20 protein-coding genes are annotated in these 17639 nt (G+C 48.6%); 1 reads left to right on the top strand and 19 read right to left on the bottom strand.

Going from position 1 to position 17639, the window contains the following annotated elements; translation table 11 throughout:
• Positions 1-108: 108 nt before the first annotated feature.
• From DVG79_RS04135 to bshA, 3 genes are read right to left on the bottom strand one after another with little or no spacing between them, the layout of a single operon-like run.
• Entirely contained in the window at positions 109-1080 is a 972-nt protein-coding gene (locus DVG79_RS04135) for a biotin--[acetyl-CoA-carboxylase] ligase (RefSeq protein ID WP_114595573.1), read from the bottom strand.
• Entirely contained in the window at positions 1041-2186 is a 1146-nt protein-coding gene (locus tag DVG79_RS04130; protein WP_233494519.1) for a CCA tRNA nucleotidyltransferase, read from the bottom strand. The genes DVG79_RS04135 and DVG79_RS04130 overlap by 40 nt, the downstream gene beginning before the upstream one ends.
• Positions 2173-3315 (bottom strand): N-acetyl-alpha-D-glucosaminyl L-malate synthase BshA, encoded by a 1143-nt coding sequence (bshA, locus tag DVG79_RS04125; protein ID WP_114595572.1) that lies wholly within the window; start codon positions 3313-3315, stop codon positions 2173-2175. Before bshA ends, DVG79_RS04130 begins: the two co-directional genes overlap by 14 nt.
• A gap of 174 nt (positions 3316-3489) precedes the next feature.
• Here bshA and DVG79_RS04120 point away from each other — a divergent pair, with 174 nt between their 5' ends.
• Complete coding sequence (locus DVG79_RS04120; protein ID WP_114595571.1) at positions 3490-4377, top strand: YitT family protein; 888 nt, start codon at positions 3490-3492, stop codon at positions 4375-4377.
• Between the two features lie 65 nt (positions 4378-4442).
• Here the strand turns inward: DVG79_RS04120 and DVG79_RS04115 are convergent, their stop codons facing one another.
• The 16 genes from DVG79_RS04115 to DVG79_RS04040 form a co-directional block, all read right to left on the bottom strand.
• A complete protein-coding gene (locus tag DVG79_RS04115; protein ID WP_114595570.1) occupies positions 4443-5123 on the bottom strand; it encodes a zinc metallopeptidase in 681 nt (226 codons plus the stop codon).
• A 46-nt stretch (positions 5124-5169) separates the two neighbouring features.
• Positions 5170-5769: a DUF1405 domain-containing protein gene (locus DVG79_RS04110; RefSeq protein ID WP_114595569.1), complete on the bottom strand. Its 600-nt coding sequence runs from the start codon at positions 5767-5769 to the stop codon at positions 5170-5172.
• Positions 5770-5825: 56 nt separating this feature from the next.
• Positions 5826-6617 carry a menaquinol-cytochrome c reductase cytochrome b/c subunit gene (locus DVG79_RS04105; protein WP_114595568.1) on the bottom strand — a complete coding sequence of 264 codons (792 nt, stop codon included), beginning with the start codon at positions 6615-6617 and terminating at the stop codon, positions 5826-5828.
• Positions 6618-6658: 41 nt separating this feature from the next.
• Positions 6659-7330, bottom strand: a complete 672-nt coding sequence (gene qcrB, locus DVG79_RS04100; protein ID WP_012370658.1) for a menaquinol-cytochrome c reductase cytochrome b subunit — start codon at positions 7328-7330, stop codon at positions 6659-6661.
• Positions 7331-7333: 3 nt separating this feature from the next.
• Positions 7334-7840, bottom strand: coding sequence for a ubiquinol-cytochrome c reductase iron-sulfur subunit (locus tag DVG79_RS04095; RefSeq protein WP_026828085.1), 507 nt, complete (start codon positions 7838-7840; stop codon positions 7334-7336).
• Between the two features lie 104 nt (positions 7841-7944).
• Complete coding sequence (locus DVG79_RS04090; protein WP_114595567.1) at positions 7945-8385, bottom strand: DUF2487 family protein; 441 nt, start codon at positions 8383-8385, stop codon at positions 7945-7947.
• A 196-nt stretch (positions 8386-8581) separates the two neighbouring features.
• A complete protein-coding gene (locus DVG79_RS04085; RefSeq protein WP_114595566.1) occupies positions 8582-9109 on the bottom strand; it encodes a ReoY family proteolytic degradation factor in 528 nt (175 codons plus the stop codon).
• A gap of 28 nt (positions 9110-9137) precedes the next feature.
• Entirely contained in the window at positions 9138-10400 is a 1263-nt protein-coding gene (locus DVG79_RS04080) for a tetratricopeptide repeat protein (RefSeq protein WP_114595565.1), read from the bottom strand.
• A 44-nt stretch (positions 10401-10444) separates the two neighbouring features.
• Positions 10445-11698: a 3-phosphoshikimate 1-carboxyvinyltransferase gene (gene aroA / locus DVG79_RS04075; RefSeq protein ID WP_114595564.1), complete on the bottom strand. Its 1254-nt coding sequence runs from the start codon at positions 11696-11698 to the stop codon at positions 10445-10447.
• A complete protein-coding gene (gene aroB / locus DVG79_RS04070) occupies positions 11689-12747 on the bottom strand; it encodes a 3-dehydroquinate synthase (protein WP_114595563.1) in 1059 nt (352 codons plus the stop codon). Before aroB ends, aroA begins: the two co-directional genes overlap by 10 nt.
• The gene (aroC, locus tag DVG79_RS04065; protein WP_114595562.1) at positions 12744-13898 is read right to left on the bottom strand and encodes a chorismate synthase; all 1155 of its coding nucleotides are present in this window, start codon (positions 13896-13898) and stop codon (positions 12744-12746) included. Before aroC ends, aroB begins: the two co-directional genes overlap by 4 nt.
• A 16-nt stretch (positions 13899-13914) precedes the next feature.
• Positions 13915-14694 carry a CheR family methyltransferase gene (locus DVG79_RS04060; protein ID WP_114595561.1) on the bottom strand — a complete coding sequence of 260 codons (780 nt, stop codon included), beginning with the start codon at positions 14692-14694 and terminating at the stop codon, positions 13915-13917.
• A 140-nt stretch (positions 14695-14834) separates the two neighbouring features.
• A complete protein-coding gene (ndk, locus tag DVG79_RS04055) occupies positions 14835-15251 on the bottom strand; it encodes a nucleoside-diphosphate kinase (protein ID WP_114595560.1) in 417 nt (138 codons plus the stop codon).
• Between the two features lie 94 nt (positions 15252-15345).
• Positions 15346-16308, bottom strand: coding sequence for a polyprenyl synthetase family protein (locus tag DVG79_RS04050; protein WP_114595559.1), 963 nt, complete (start codon positions 16306-16308; stop codon positions 15346-15348).
• Position 16309: 1 nt separating this feature from the next.
• Positions 16310-17017: a demethylmenaquinone methyltransferase gene (locus tag DVG79_RS04045; RefSeq protein WP_114595558.1), complete on the bottom strand. Its 708-nt coding sequence runs from the start codon at positions 17015-17017 to the stop codon at positions 16310-16312.
• A 22-nt stretch (positions 17018-17039) separates the two neighbouring features.
• Entirely contained in the window at positions 17040-17618 is a 579-nt protein-coding gene (locus DVG79_RS04040; protein WP_114595557.1) for a heptaprenyl diphosphate synthase component 1, read from the bottom strand.
• Positions 17619-17639: the final 21 nt, after the last annotated feature.

Here is a 17639-nt window from a genome sequence, read left to right as displayed (position 1 = left end):
GTCAAATAAACGTTATGAATAAAAGCCTCTAACCGGTATGACTCCAAATGGCTATCATCCTCGCATTCATTATACATGATTCAAAAAGCAGACTGCAAACGTCCGAGCTTACATTTCCGTCCAGTAAATCAATTCGGCGGAATGAAAAGTTTTCAGCCCCGTCTCCGTTTCGAGCTGCAAAGTCCCATCCGTCCGAATTCCGCGTAAGATTCCGGTCACGGTTTCTTGTCGTGTGCGTAATGTCACTAAATCGTTCAATCGATCGGCATGTTTCTCCCATGCCGGAACAAATGAGGCGAATCCGTCCGTCAACCACTTCCGGTACATCGGCTCGAACGTATTTAAAAACAACGCGACGATTTCAGCGCGGGCAATTGATTTTCCTGTCGTTAATTTTAACGACGTCGCCCGATCTGCCAACTCTTCCAAAAACTGTTCGTGATGAACGTTGATACCGATTCCGATGATGACGGAATTAATACGATCCGCTTCCGTTTGCATTTCTGTCAAGATACCGGCTACTTTTCGTCCGCCGATCAGCAAATCGTTTGGCCATTTAATCGTTGCCGGAACATCGAGCGTTCGTAACGTCTCAGCTAAAGCGATACCGGCAAGTAATGTCAATTGACCGGCTTGGTGAAGCGGTGCTTCCGGTCGCAAAATCAAACTCATCGCAATGCCTGCTCCCCGCGTCTCATACCACGTGCGTCCGAGTTGCCCCCGACCGCCGGTTTGAAAGTCACAGACGATCAGTGTACCTTCGTTTGCGGCTTGCTGAGCTTGTTCATGGGCAATGCGTTGCGTCGTTTCTGTCTGTTCGAGATGGATGATCCGTTGTCCAAGCGTCTGTGTCCGCAAATGTTGTTGAATCGCAAGTGGGGTCAACCGGTCACCTTGATCGGCTAAATGATAGCCTGTTTTTTTATTCGCTTCGATGATGTATCCGGCTTCTTTTAATGCTACAATTTGTTTCCAAATAGCGGTACGTGAAATATTTAAATGATCTGCCAACTCTTGTCCCGATATCCAGTCGGTCTGCATCAGTGCGTGGAGGACTCGGTCCCGTGTTGTTTTTTCCAACTCATCACTTCCTTTAACAGAATCTCGCGTTGATTGTCCAGTTGGCGGTGTACGACTTGTCGCTCCAGGTGATGAAGCGCTTCTTTAATCTGGCTTTTTTGCAAACCGAGCTCGATCATGTCACGCCCGTTGACCGTTAAGTCTTGCAGCCGCCGGATCGGCAAGGACGTCCGCGCTTCATGTCGGCGTCCTGTCATCTCGTTCAAATGTTCCAACTCTTCGTCCGACAGCCGGTAACGCTGCCAATCGGATAACGTCGCTTCCTGAACAAGCGGAGCCAGTGTCTTCGCACGCCCTTCCTGTTTTTTCGAACGTTTCCAGGCCCGTAACGCTTCCGGACGGAGTCCTGCGACTAAGACGAGTGTCCAGACGTCATCTGACGATACACCTTTAAACGGGAGCGTCATCAACTGCTTGATGATTGTTTCGTTCAGATGGGGCATGTACTGCTGGATTCCGGTTCGGAGCATCGCCGCCAAGGCCGCTTCACGTCCGGGACCTAACAACAGTTTTTCGAACTCGATCGCAATCCGCTCAACAGCAACCGATTGAAGGTGCTGTTTTTGGTTTTTGATCGCCAGTTCCGTCTCCTGGTCGAGCATAAAGTCCAACTGACTCATAAATCGAAATGCCCGGACCATCCGCAGGGCATCTTCATTAAAACGTTCTTCCGCTCGACCGACCGTCCGGACGACTTTTGCTGCCAAGTCGTCTTGACCGCCAAACAGATCCACGAGCCCGGTCGGCTTCAACGCCATCGCATTGATCGTAAAGTCACGACGCGTCAGGTCTTCTTCCAAGCTGACACCGAGCGTCACTTCATCCGGACGCCGGCGGTCACTGTACGTGCTTTCCGAACGAAATGTCGTCACTTCAAACGGGACATGATCGAGGACAACCGTGACCGTGCCATGATCGAGTCCGGTCGGAATCACGACCGGAAAGAGAGGCATGACTGCTTCCGGAAGAAGAGAAGTGGCCAGGTCGTAGTCTCCGGGTTCCCGTTTGAGTAACATATCCCGGACCGCTCCACCGACGATATACGCTTCGCCGCCCGCCTCTTCAATCGTTCGAATGATCTGATTGGCGTAGTCAAGCATTTTCATAGCGTGCACACACCCGTTCATACAGCAGTTCGTAGGCACGAACGACCTGATTGGAATCAAACCGTCTCCGGGTATCGCGAATCCCTTCCTCCGCCAATTCTTCCCGCAGTGTCGCATCATCCGCCAACTGTCCAATCCGGTCCGCTGCGGCCTTGACATCATACGTCGGCACGATGAATCCCGTTTTCCCGTCTTGTATCACTTCCGGTAATCCACCGGCACTCGAGACGACACTCGGCACACCGACGGCCATTGCCTCGAGGACGACAAGTCCGAACGCTTCTTTTTCCGACAACAGTAAATGAATATCACTGATCGCCAACAACTGGGCGACATGTTCCTGTTTGCCGGCAAAAATAATTTTGTCGTAAATCCCCAGTTCCTTTGCCCGTCGTCTCGTCTGCCCCATTTCCGGGCCGTCTCCGACTAATAACAAGCGCATGGCACGATCTTTTGACGCAATCGCAAACGCAGCAATCGTATCGTCGATTCGTTTGACCGGTCGGAAGTTTGAAATATGGATGACAACGACCTCATCCGGCTCAATGCCATAATGGCGTTTCAATCGTTCATCGCGCATCGGATAATACATGCTTTCATCAATCGAGTTCGGAATCACGTCAATCGAATACTGTCCGTTTAATGTCATGTTTGTTTCAAGTGCCAGACTTTCGGAAACTGCCGTCACGGCATCCGAACTTTCGATGCCGTACCGGATCGCCGGCTGCATCTCTAAATCTTGTCCGATGACGGTAATATCCGTCCCGTGTAAAGTCGTTACGACAGCCACTCCCTTTTTCTTCGCCATGTTCCGCCCGAGCTCCGCACAAACGGCATGCGGCACAGCGTAATGGGCATGAATGACGTCAAGATCAAACAAGTCAATGACTTCCGCTACTTTCGACGCCAGCGTGATATCGTACGGTGGATATTTAAAAACCGAATATTGATTGACCTCGACCAAATGAACGGTGATGTTCGGCCGGTACTCGGTCAGTCGAAACGGAATGCTCGATGTGATGAAGTGGACATCATGTCCACGGTCTGCCAATTTCATACCGAGTTCCGTCGCTACGACACCACTGCCGCCGACTGATGGATAACAGAGAATCCCAATCGCTTTTTTCATATCTAGTTCACTCTCTCTTCATTAAGTAATGTCCTGTCCCCTGCTCATTGTAATCAAATTGCCGACTAAAAACTACATCTGCCACTTTTCAAGTGATTTTCATCAGAAAAGCTAGTCTTTTTTGACGTCTGCCGTTACCCTAGAGAAAGAGTCATGTCAGAGAGGAGCAATCAGATGGCACCCCCATTCCAGTTTCCGATTCGCATTCAAAATATCATCTGGATTTTGATCGGATCCTTTATTTTCGCTTTTGGTATCTATCATTTTAACGTGCAGAACGAGTTGGCCGAGGGAGGATTTACCGGCATCACCTTGATTTTAAAGGGATTATTCGGGTTTTCCCCATCCGTCACGAATTTATTGCTCAACATTCCGTTATTCTTCGTCAGTTATAAGTTGCTCGGACGGACGACATTCGTCTATACGTTGATCGGGACGTTCAGTTTTTCGATTTGGTATGGATTGATTGCCAAATACTCACCGCTTGAAATTTTCTTGAAAGATGATATGGTCCTCGCGGCTTTATTTGCCGGTGTCTTTATCGGTGTCGGTCTCGGCATCATCTTCAATAACGGCGGGACGACCGGTGGTGTCGATATCATCGCCCGCTTGACCAAACGGTATTTTGGTTGGTCGATCGGCCGGACCTTCATGGTCTTCGACTTTTTTGTCATTATCGCATCACTGAGCTATCTCGATTACAAACAGGCGATGTACACGTTACTTGCCGTCTATGTCGGTGCTCGCGTCATCGACTGGATGCAAGAAGGGACGTATGCCGGAAAAGCCGCAATGATCATCAGTGATCAACGAACGGAAATCGCGGATGGTATTCATGCGACGATGAACCGCGGGACGACTCGCCTGATCGCCAAGGGCGGGTACTCAGGACGCGACTTGGAAGTACTGTATGTCGTCGTCGCCCGAAATGAAATCACACGATTGAAGACACTTGTCAAATCAGTCGATCAACATGCCTTCATCACCTTGCATGACGTTTATGAAGTGACAGGAGAAGGATTCACCTTCGATGAAAACCGAATTCCGATCAAAGAAACGTGATTGGATACCTTACAAAAAAAGACGAGAAATCCGATTGGATTCCTCGTCTTTTTATTTACCTGTTTTTAATCATCACTTGACGGTGCAAAGACAATCAATGCTAAGCGAATAAACTCGGCAACCGCAACGAGCGTCGCAGCGACATATGTCCAAGCTGCTGCATTCAGGACCCGGCGCGAACCGCGTTCTTCTTCCGCGTCGATGATCCCGTGTTCCGTTAACTGGACCATCGCCCGTTTGGAAGCATCAAACTCAACCGGCAACGTCACGAGTTGGAAGATGACTGCACCTAGCATCAAGATGACTCCAAGCATCGCCAGTCCACTCATGCCCGCCAAGAAACCGATCAATAGTAACGGGAATGACAAGTTAGACGTAATCGAAGCCACCGGGGCAATCCGGTGACGGACCCGCATCATTCCGTAATCCGTCGCATCTTGGATGACGTGGCCGATTTCGTGTGCCGCGATTGAAACCGCTGATACCGTCGAACCGTAATAGACATCTTCCGACAGGCGGACGACTTTATTCGTAGGGTCGTAATGATCGGACATCGTTCCGCCAATCGGCTCAAGACGAACATCCGTAATCCCGTTTTGCTTCATGATGAAGTCTGCGACCTGCGCTCCTGTCACTCCACTGTGAATCGGAACTTCCTGATATTTTTTGTACGTCTTTCTGACACGCATCTGCGCCCAAATCGGCACGATGATGATGATCGCCAGATAGATTAAATAGTTCGCCATATCGTCGCTTCCTTTCATAAAAAAAGATTATAGTCTTATTTTATGTTCAAGCGAACTTATTGTCAATTGAATCGCGTGCGACAAACCAATATCCCATCAAAAGACATAATCCGGTCAACCAGAATGAACCGTATCCGATCCACTGGATATGTTCGGCAAGTGCCGGATACCGCGGCCACTGTCCGAGCACATAATCCACGACATCGTTATGAATGACCCAAATCGAGACGAGGACCAGTTCCTTGACCCGAAACGTCATGACTGGCGCATACAGAAGTGCCTGAAATGCCATCGCTCCGTGTGAGACCATCAGCATCAAAGCCATCGCGGTCAAAAAGGAATCATCCGTCCCGAGTTCCTGTAACATCAACGCATTCATGACAACTGCCCAAACCCCGTATTTAATCAAGGTGACGAAAGCAAGGGCTTCAAATAAACGCGATCGTCGATTGAAAATCCATAAAAAGACGATAATCGTAAAAAAGAATGAGGCTGTCGGGCTATCCGGAATGAACGGATAATAGTACCATTTCGACTGCGCGAGTTGCGGCTGATACCAGTAATAGCCGTATAATGTTCCGCCCAGATTGATCAAAGCGAGCAGCCAAAGTACAGCTTTATGTTTTAAAATATGAATGAACGGCATATATCGTCACCTCATGATAGACAAAAACCGGAGGAAAATTCCCCCGGCCGGTTGTCTTATTTATTGTTTTCTCCGCCTTCACCGTATGATGCGATGAATTTAGCAAGTTCTTTATGATCGGCGTCTGAACCTTTGAACTGTCCAGCAGGCATCGAACCGATACCTTTAACTGCGATATCATAAATCTCTTTTTCTGTCTTCTTCGTCCCGACGAGGGCTGGAGCTGCTGCGCCGCCTTCGAGGTTCTTCCCGTGACAGTTGACGCATGATTGGTTCGAGTAAATCTCGAAACCTTTTGCTGCTGTATCGATTTTTGGACCTTCGTTCATTGTCAACTCACCTTGTTTATGGATAGTATCCCAGTGTGTTGTCTGAACTGATTCCCATGTCAAGAAGACAATCGATACGATTGCAAGTAACATCATGCTGACCGCGATCGGGCGTTTTGCCGGGCGACGTTCGAGTCCCTGATCGAGCCATGGCGCAACAAGCAGTGCCGTAAACGCAAGACCCGGAAGGATGACGGTACCCATTAAAATGTACGGACCAGCCGCAAATTGATATTTCAAGAGCTGATAGAGGAATAAGAAGTACCAGTCCGGAAGTGGAATGTACGACGTATTCGTCGGGTCAGCGATATTTTGAAGCGGTGCTGCTTCAACGATAGTCAATGTCATGAAGCCGATCAGGAAGACCGCTCCTACCATCCATTCGCGAAGCAAGAAGTTTGGCCAGAACGCTTCCGTCCGACCTGGATACTCCGAATAGTCTTTTGACTTATTCGGCATCCGGTTGTTGATCGACACCCGTGAATCGGTGACGAATTTCATTCCTTTACCACGATGCATCGTGTTCTCCCCCTTTTAGTTGTCTAATGATAAGTGTCGGTTTAAAGTGGTCCAGAGATCCCTTGTTTCCGGATCATCATGAAGTGGGCCCCGAGCAAGACGAACAATGCTGCAGGAAGGAAGAAGACGTGAATCGCAAAGAATCGAGCGATTGTGCTTGCACCGACGATTTCCCCACCCGCCAGGAGTGTTTTCGCGATACCACCGATGACAGGAATACTTTCCGCAATTTGAATCGTAACTTTCGTTGCGAACAATGCTTTCATATCCCATGGCAACAGATATCCTGTCAGACCAAGTGCTAAGACAACGAAGAATAACAGTACGCCGACAACCCAGTTCAATTCACGTGGTTTTTTGTATGAACCTGTGAAGAAGACACGTAATGTATGTAAGAACAACATTACGATGACGACCGATGCACCCCAGTGGTGCATACCACGGACGATTTGACCGTGTGCTACTTCGTTTTGAAGATAATACACGGAAGCATGCGCATTGATGATGTCTGGTACGTAATACATTGTCAAGAACATTCCTGAAAGAATCTGGATGACAATCGTGAAGAATGTCAACCCGCCAAAACAATAAACGAATGCTGAGAAGTTATGGGCCGGGTTAACGTGTTCTGGAACTTCATGATCGGCGATATCTCGCCAAAGTGGCGTAATATCAACGCGCTCATCAATCCAATCATAAATTTTTTGCATCATCGCTTACGCACCTCTTTCGACTGGTTTACCTAGGTAAAGGAAACCATCTTTCTCTTGCTTTTCATATTCATCAAGCGGTTTCGTCGGAGGCGTACCTGGTACGTTAACGCCATCTTTCGTATACCGGCCGAAGTGACATGGGCAATAGAATTGTTCTGGGTGCGTCGGATCCGCTCCAAAACTGACCTGGCATCCTAAGTGTTTACAGATCGGTGATAAAGCCAATACTTCGCCTTTATCGTTTTTAAACACCCACGCAGATAACGTTTCTTCAAACTCATACCACGCATCCTGTGTTTGTTTTTTGAAGTCAACCCGTTTTGGTTCTGTCGTGATGTCCGACAACTTCATTACTTTTACTTTATCGCCTGCTCCTGATTTCTTCAGGACTGGGTCAACTGCGAAGTTGACCATCGGCATGACCATCGTCGCCGCCATAAAGCCGCCGACTCCAGTCAATGTATACGTCAAGAATTGACGACGTGTTACGTTAGACCCGTTTTGAGCCATCTCGATCCCCCCTCGTGATGTACGCTGTGCCCCAAGACCACAGTACTTCACACAAATTTCTCACATGGTAATAGTATCTTAATAAAATCATTGCGTCAACCGCTTCATAGCGCGGTCCAGCGGTTTCCTAACTGCTCTAAGACTTGCCCGACAAAATTCCCGACCATCTGACCTTGTTGATCGCGACTCATCGTCTCAAGTGATAAACGCGGGACATAAATGATGTCCGTGACCGATGTCTCTTTCCACCGTAAATCGGCAGTAATGAACGTTACAAATCGAAACTGCTCTGAAGATGCGGCCTGCTCCCAACTGGTGAGCTGGTCGATGGACGGTTCACCAATATACGTCATTGGCGGAACAAGCATCGCCCGTCCCGACAGTTGCCGTTCGACTTCCGTCGCGACAGTCATCGTCATATCTGCACATTCCGAGAAAGCATGCATCGCTTCGTCGAATCCGACGGGAATCAATGGGACAATCAACGTATCGATATACGCTTGTTCGTTTCTCGTCCTTTGAACATCGGATGGTTTGAAACGCAAGTCATTCCCCCCTTTCCTGTTCACTTACATTTCGTCACATTTAATGTATCATATCCGCTTTTGGAACTGCTTCTTTAATGTGAACGTTTTATGAAATTAGCTACAATTTTTCTTCATATTTTTCCCTTAGTTTCGATTTCGAAAAAAAGCCTCCCTTCGGTTCAGTCGAAGGGAGGCAAACGACTCGATTCTCCGATCAAAGTTGACTGCGAATGATCCGTAATTCGTCCGAAAGCGATTGGAAACGATTTTTATCCCGGGCATCGAGCGCCTCGTCAATCAATCGGACCAAACGTTCTTCTTCTTGACGGTTGACGGTCGCCGCAATGAAATTCATTGCCGCATCTGCCAACTTCGGTTCAACGGCCACTTCCGGTCGAAAAGGATTTTCCTCTAACAGCGAGAGGTACTCGTCATCCATCATCATTCCTTGAAAATTCAACTCGATATAGATCGGTTCATCGGTCAAACGAATATCATGATAGGCTTTTTCCGGATCGGTCGTCTTGACCTCTCCTTTTTTAAAGAGAAAAGGGTCTGCATCAAATCCATAGGTCGTAATGATTATTGCCTTGGGCGCAAACATGGCATTTTGAACAAAATGAACCTGTTCAAGCTTCGAATCGTTTCGAAGCCAATAATCGATGATCCACTTTGATTCCCGACGTTTCAACGTATAATAGGTCAAGATGCGGCGCAAGAAACGCTGCTTTCTCTCTGTCATCTTAATCCTACTCCCTTCTCCAGTGAAGTCATCCATCCATTCGTTCGACATAGTCGACTAGATCGGCATCTTCCGGTGTCAGATTGGCTGCCCGGCGTAATAAGACCAGTCCTTCATCGCGGCGCCCTTCTTCTACGAGAGCATATCCGTACTCTTTTAAGAATAATGCATCATCTGCAAAAGCAGCTTCCACTTGCGCATATTTCTCCATCGCCTGCGTATATTCTTCGAGCGCGTATAGCGACCGGGCACGATACCACGTCAGGATTGGTGCCGTCACATGTTCTTCGATGGCGGAAATCGTCTCAAGCGTCGCATCATGATCTTCGTCCTCTGCGAGTAAAGCCAACAGACGTTCCGCTGCGACGAGCGATTCCGGGTTGAGGGCCAACGCTTCACGTAACGCTTTGACACTGCCTTCCCGGTCACCGAGCTTCAAGAGGAACAAGGCTTCCATCGTCCGTAACTCATCGTTGTAATCATCACGCTCGATTCCTTGCTTGATGACATTGAGTGCTTCTTTCGTCAAGCCGAGTTCCGACTGACTTTCCGCGTACGGAACATAGGCCGACGTATAGTCGGGATCCTGCGCAATCAGTTGCTGGAATGTCTCGACCGCTTTTTGGTGTTGTCCGACCCGGTGTGCCGTCATGGCGAGACCGAATAATGTATGCAGATCCGAGCGCTCGGCAACCGCACGTTCATACAGTGGAATCGCTTCTTCGAACTCACCGATCATCGCCAGTGATTCCGCATAGAGGGCATCAAGCGGTAACTCTTCGCGTAAAAGCGGATCAGCCGCGATTTCCGCAAACAAAGGAACGGCTTGATCAAAGGCACCGAGTGTCATATAGAGTTCCGCCAGTCCATATGCCAGCAGCGGTTCGTTCGGGGCCAGGTCACGCGCTTGTTTTAATTTAGCTAACGCCACTTCATCGAGCCCTTGGGACTGATACAGGTCAGCCAGCAAAACCAGTGTCCGGGGGCCATTCTCAATATCCGTCACATCGACCTGCTCAAGCACAGTGATGGCCTCTTCTTCCCGGTCCAGATCGATGTAACATTCTGCCAGTAATAAAGCTACACCGGCATTTCCCGAATAATCGACATACAAAGGTGCCAGTAAATCGACTGCCCGATCGGATAAGCCCAGTTCGATATACAAATCGGCGACCGCTAAACGGTCTTCATCCGTCCCGGTTTTTTCAAGCTGTTCGAGCGCCGTTAATGCTTCTGACGTGTGACCATGTTCGAGACTTTCGACGATCTCTTTTAATACGTTTTCGTTCAAGGCAAACGCCTCACTTTCCTCTATTTCACTGTTCGCGATCTTTGTCAGGGATTCGTTTGTTGCAGTGTCTTTAAATCATCATAAAACGTCGGGTAGCTGACTTCAACTACTTCATTCCCAAGGACTTGAATTTCCGGCTGTAATGTCGAGGCAATCGTCAACATCATGGCCAGACGATGGTCCCCCGCACTGTCGACCGTCGCTCCTGTGAGTGGTGTCGGTCCGTCAATAATCATGCCATCTTCCGTTGCTTCAATCGTTGCCCCGATTTTTTGAAGGGTCGATACGACCGTCTCGATTCGATCCGTCTCTTTGACACGCAGTTCTGCTGCATCCCGGATGACTGTCCGTCCTTCTGCTTGCGTCGCAAGCAAAGCAAGCAACGGGATTTCATCGATTAACGAAGGGATTTGCTCCCCTTCGATGGCTACTGCCTGCAAGTGAGTCGTCGTCAGGGTTACATCCGCAGTCTCTTCTCCCGCCGTTTCACGGCGATTTGTGATTTCGACACTGGCACCCATCTGGCGTAACACTTGCAAAAATCCAGTCCGAGTCGGATTCATCAAGACATGTTCCGTCGTGACTTGGCTATCGTCCCCTAAAGCCGCCGCTGCCCACCAAAAAGCCGCCGAGGAAGGGTCACCCGGAATATCGATCGTCGTTGCCTTTAGTCGGACCGGTCCTTGCAGACGAATCTGTCGTCCTTGTTCCTGTTCTTGAATCGTCAGATTTGCTCCGAATTTCGGTAACATCCGCTCCGTATGATCCCGCGATAAAATCGGTTCGACGACTGTCGTCTCTCCTGTTGCAAACAATCCGGCCAATAACACCGCGCTTTTGACTTGAGCGCTCGCTACCGGCAGTGTGTAGGTCGTGCCCACAAGCGGTTGACCATGGATTGTCAGCGGGGCGTTTGTGCCCTCAATGTCCGCGCCAAGTGTCGCAAGCGGGACAGTCACCCGGTCCATCGGCCGTCGCTGTAGCGATGCATCTCCTGTTAAAATGTATGTTTCCTGTCCGCCGGCCAAAATCCCACTCAACAAACGAATTGTCGTTCCTGAATTGCCGCAGTCAATCGTTGCCGCCTTCAGAGTAGCGGTACCGGTAATCTGAATGTCTTGTTCCGTCCGGTCAATTTTTGCCCCAAGTGCCTCGACTGCTGCGAGTGATGCCAAACAGTCTGCTCCTAGCAAGGCGTTTGAAATCACGGTTGTCCCTTCTGCGATTCCACCCATCAAAAATGCACGATGGGTCATTGATTTATCGCCTGGTACGCGTACTGTCCCTTTTAAACCCACTGTAAACACCTCACTGTTTGATCGTATGCTTCTTCTAGACGTTTCCGGTTGATTGCTTCTAAGCCAAATCCGTCTTGACCTTGTAAAACAAATCGAATCGACGCATCATTTTTTTTATCCCGTTTCATCAACTCCAAGTATCTTTCAAACGGTTGACGTTCCGGTAACACGACACCGATTCGACCAATCAGTTCCACCAGTTGACAGGCTTGACGCTCATTTCCTTCGAGTAACGATACAAAGACCAGTCCAATTCCGACCGCTTCTCCGTGGGAAAGATCCGCACTCGCATATTCGACCGCATGGCCAAACGTATGTCCATAATTTAAAAAGGCGCGGATGCCCGCCTCACGTTCATCCTGCTCGACGATATGTTGTTTCACTTTAATCCCGGCTGAAATCCAGTCTGCCAGCGCTAACTGTTTGATATCTGCCAATTCAAGTCCGAGCAAATCTTCAGCAAATGTCGGACGCGCCAATAATCCGTGCTTCACTAATTCAAAAAAACCGCTTCTCCATTCGCGGTCAGGCAATGTTTGTAAAAAGGCGGGATCGTACAAAACAGCAGAAGGCTGATAAAAAGCACCTACTAAGTTCTTACCCCAACGTAAGTTTAATCCAACCTTTCCCCCGACACTCGAATCGTGAGCAAGCAGGGTCGTCGGGATTTGAATGAAGGGAACTCCGCGCAGGAAAGTCGCTGCGACGAATCCGGCCAAGTCACCAATCATGCCGCCTCCGACGGCAAGGATCATCGTCTTACGGGTTGCACCCAGCTCAATTCCCTCTTCTAATAACCGTTGATAGACGGATAATGATTTGCTGCCTTCTCCCGGATCGACGGTACTGACACATTGAGATGTCAACGGAAAACAGCTTTCGAGCTGACTTCGAATCGACACCATGTGCAAATCCGCTACGGTCTGATCCGTAATAATCCAAAACCGATCTGCTTCTTGCGCTTGTTTGATTTCACGAATATGACGGATAGCCTCCGCTTCGACATAGACCGGATAAGGACGGCTTGCTTCGATGATCAGATGCGTCAAAAGAGACGCACCTCCTCCCGGTAGTCTGTAACAGCCTGCTTAAGACGATCAAGCGTCGATGTACCGAACATCTCAAGGACAGCTGCCGCAATCTCAACGGCTACGACGGCTTCCAGTACGACCGCAGCAGCCGGAACGGCACATGCGTCACTTCGTTCAATCTGGGCAACAAATGGTTCTTTTGTTTCAATGTCGACTGATTGCAGGGGACGGTACAGCGTCGGTATCGGTTTCATCGCTACCTGAACCCGAATCGGCATCCCGGTCGACATACCTCCTTCAATCCCGCCCAGATGATTCGTTTTACGGAAGTAACCGGTCTCATCATGCAGAATCTCGTCTTGGACGGTACTGCCTTTTCGTCGTGCCAGCTCAAATCCGTCTCCGAATCCGACTGCTTTCATCGCATTGACACTGATGACAGCCCGGGCGATACGACTGTCGAGTTTCGTCTCGTTTTGCGTAAAGGAGCCGATTCCCGGCATGACACCCGTCACGACCACTTCAACTTCCCCGCCTAACGTATCTCCGTCTTTTTTGGCTTGATCAATCGCTGCCATCATTCGCTCCGCTGCTTCTTCGTCGGCACAGCGGACAGGTGATGTCTCAATCGCGTCACGATATGTTAGTGGATTGATGACATCCGCATCGACGCCACCAATCGAGCGGACATGCGAGAATAAATCGATCTCCAGTTGGCGCAACAGTTGTTTGGCAATCGCACCGACAGCGACACGTGCCGCCGTTTCCCGGGCAGATGAACGTTCGAGGACATCCCGTAAATCCCGGTGCCCATATTTCAATCCACCAACCAGATCGGCATGTCCCGGTCTTGGACGGGTTAGCGTCCGCGGACGCTCCAACTCTTCTTGTAACGGTTCTGCCTGCATGACTTGTGTCCAGTGGGTATGATCTTTATTCTCAATGAACAGGCTGATCGGTGCGCCCGTCGTATAGCCATGGCGGATTCCCCCACGGACATCTACCGCGTCCTGTTCGATCTGCATTCTCCGCCCTCGACCATAACCACCTTGGCGACGTGTCATCTCACGTTGTACTTCGTCAAAATCAATGATAAGACCAGAAGGGATTCCTTCGATGATGACCGATAATCCTTTACCGTGTGATTCACCTGCTGTCATGTAACGCATATTGCCTCATCCCCTCTTATCCTTGGATTTTTTCGTAAAAAAAGCTTTGCTTCATCTTCAGACCAAACCGTTCCGGTTGGAAGATCTGTTCTGTTCCACCGACAAACAAAATACCGCCCGGTTTTAAGGCGTCGACGAACGACCGGTAGACATGCGCCTTGGCTTCCTCTGTAAAATAAATCAAGACGTTCCGGCAGATGATCAAATCAAACCCGGTATCATATCGGTCACCGAGCAAATTATGTTTACTGAACCGAACGAGACGTCTGATTTCCGGAACGACTTCAAACTGCTGTTCTTGTTCGATGAAGTACCGTTTTTTTCGTGCGTCCTCCACTTCATTTAAAGCGGATGCCCCGTAACGGCCCTGTTTCGCTTTTTCGAGAACCAGGTCATCCAAGTCCGTTGCCTGAATCGTAAATTGTGCCGGATCCATCTTTTCGTTTAAGATCATCGCTAACGAATACGGCTCTTCCCCTGTCGAACAGGCAGCACTCCAGGTTCGGATTCGTCCGTGAGCACGGGCTTGCAATACAGGTAAGATATCTTGTTCGAGTTGTTGCCATCGAATCGGATTCCGGAAAAACTCGCTGACGTTAATGGTCATGCGATCCAGAAATTCGTCATACAATGTCGCACTTTTTTCCATCGCCTGCATATAGGAAGCAAACGTACTATATCCTTTTTTATCGCGTAGCGCTGTCAATCGCCGCTTCATCTGGGCTTCTTTATATTGTCCTAAATCAATTCCTGATTTTTTCAAGAAACGTTGGATGAAAAGCTCATAGTCCTGCATAGTCCACCTCACAAATCCTCTCTCTGTCGGGATTGTTTTTAATACACTCCCTATCTTATTTTCTATCTTAGCATAAAGCCATTTCCTTTCCAAAAAACAAAAAAAGACGATTGAGCAGCTGCTCAATCGTCTTGCCGACATTAAACGTTTAATGGTTGTCCTTGAAACCAAAGACCGAGTTCACGCTCGGCACTTTCCACACTGTCTGAACCATGGATGACATTCTCGCTCATCGTGTTCGCGAAATCGCCCCGAATCGTTCCTGGCAGTGCTTCCGTCGGTTTCGTTTTCCCGATCATCATCCGTGAAACCGTGACGACATCTTCGCCTTCAACACGAAGGGCGACGACTGGACCAGATGTCAAGAAAGTGACCAACTCTCCGAAAAATGGTTTTTCTGCGTGTTCCGCGTAATGAGCTTGAGCCAATTCTTCAGATACCTGCATCATTTTCATTTCACGAATGACAAATCCCTTACGTTCGATACGAGAGATGATTTCCCCAATCAAACCTCGTTCAACACCATCCGGTTTTACCATTAAAAACGTTTGCTCCATTGCTAGTTCCCCCTATGAAATACAGATAAAAAAGCGCTTACATAGTAAGTTTACTGCGTAAATGGACAAGCGGCAAGAAATTTTTTACATTTTTTTAACCTTTACGTTTCCCGACATATCGAGCGACTTCTTCCAAAGAACGTTTGGCTGACGATTTTGGCAGCTGATTCAAGCGAAGAATCGCCCGCCGGATATATAAATCAACGGTTTGTTGCGTGCGCTCCAACGCATCTGATTGTTGCAGCCGGTCCAGTAAAGGAGCGACTTCTTCATGACTCGGCATCGAACGGATCTTTTGTAACTCCCGAAAAAAGTCTTGATCTTCCGAAGCATAAAACACAGGCAAGGTTTTATGACCATGCCGTAAATCTTCCGCGACAGGTTTTCCGAGTTCCGTCCGTTTGGCCGTAAAATCAAGCAAATCATCTGCAATTTGGAAAGCTAGACCGATGTCACGCCCAAATTGTCGTAACGCTTTTGTATCTTCCGGTGAACAGTTCGCGACAATTGCCCCAAGGTGGCAGCTGGCTTCAATCAAGATCGCCGTTTTCCGTTCAATCCGCTTGATATACCGTTTGATGGATTGTTCCCAGTCGTACTGATCGTAAATCTGCTCGATTTCGCCTTCGCAGATTTCACGCATCGCATGGACCATCACTTGGACAAGTTCCGGTTTCCCGACTTCACCAATCAACTTAACCGCTTCCCCGAATAAAAAGTTACCGGAATAGAGAGCAACTTCTTCATCAAAATGTTGCATGACGGTTGGTTTTCCGCGTCGCAGTTCGGCATCATCAATCACATCATCATGCACGAGCGAAGCCATATGGACCAGTTCGAGACTGGCTGCAACACGAACGAGTTCATCGCGGTCCGCCCGCCCGAATTTTGATGCCAACAGAACAAACGCAGGCCGGATCCGTTTGCCGCCTGCTTGCAGCAATTGTTGTCCGGCAGCATCGATTGTCGGATCGTTCGATGCGATGTGACTGATCAAAAATTGATCCACTAAATTCACTTCTTTTGTTACATCCCGATAAATTGAATGCAGTGACATCTCACCACTTCTTTCCGAGGTGCATTGCAGCCGCCCCACCTGCAAATGCTTTTACTTCAACTTGCATAAAACCGGCCTGTTCAAACAGCTGCTTCAGCTCGACACGATCTAAAAAGACTTCGGTCGATTCTTGCAACCAATTGTATTGATCATAGGATTTTGCAAACAAACGACCGACTTGCGGCATGATTTTCCCGAAATACAGTGCGTAGGCTTCTTTAAATAACGGTGCTGTCGGTTGGCTCGTCTCGAGACAGACGACCGTCCCGCCCGGTTTTAGGACGCGGTGCATTTCTTTAATGACTTGCAAATAATCCGGGACGTTCCGCAGTCCGAAGCCGATTGTCACGTAATCAAACGAATGGTCGCCAAACGGAAGGTCCATCGCGTTTCCATGAATCAGTTCGACATTTTTCATTTCAAGCGCTTCAACTTTTTCCACGCCGACTTTCAACATGTTTTCAGAAAAATCGAGCCCTTTGATCACACCGGTCGGACCGGCTGCTTTCGCAAGTTGAATCGTCCAGTCGGCAGTTCCGCAACATAAGTCGAGACACTTTGCTCCCGGAAACACATTCATCCGCCGCATCGTTTCTTTTCTCCACAATTTATGAAGACGGAAGCTGATGATGGAATTCATTTGATCATAATTACTCGAAATCGATTGAAACACTTCATATACTTTTTTCTCTTTTTCTTGTGTCTGCACGCAGTTCACCCTTTCGAAGATATTACGCTACTGCCATCTGTTCCAGATGAGATAATAACAGTTGTTGGGCACTTGCCTGTAAGCTTCGTGCCCGTTGACGGATTAAACGTTGTCCGTCCTCCGTCAACCAGTCTCTTCCGCTAATCGTTGCTAGTCCTTGAACCAATCCGAATTCTGCCTTTAACCATAATAAGACATACTCTTCGGTTGAATCGTAGTTTTCCTCATGAAGGGCACATTTTGCTTCGTTCACATGCTGAACGGTCCGCCCGAGTGTTACGAGTGCCGTTTGGGGAAGAGACGCCAATTCTTCGAAGAAATAGCTCGAAAACAAATCCCCCGCCAAAACCAGCAATTGTCGTTCTTTTGAACCTCTTTCGGTCTCTCCGACACGTTCGTGTAACAGTAAGGCCACTTGTGCATAATGCACACCTTTGACAAGTGATTGCCAAGCCAACGTTTCATTTTGGGCGACATCGATCAACCAACTGATTTGTTCACGATTGATGGAAGGGAAATCCACATGCCGAGCCAATTGTGTTGTTTGTTTTGTAGTGAGTGCAGTGACCATTTCTTCCACGAGCAGCTCTTGATGATTCATGCTTTTACCCCCCGATCTCCA

The organism is Exiguobacterium sp. RIT594 (assembly GCF_003339585.1).
Classification (GTDB): Bacteria; Bacillota; Bacilli; order Exiguobacteriales; family Exiguobacteriaceae; genus Exiguobacterium_A.
This window is presented reverse-complemented; position numbering and strand designations above follow the sequence as displayed.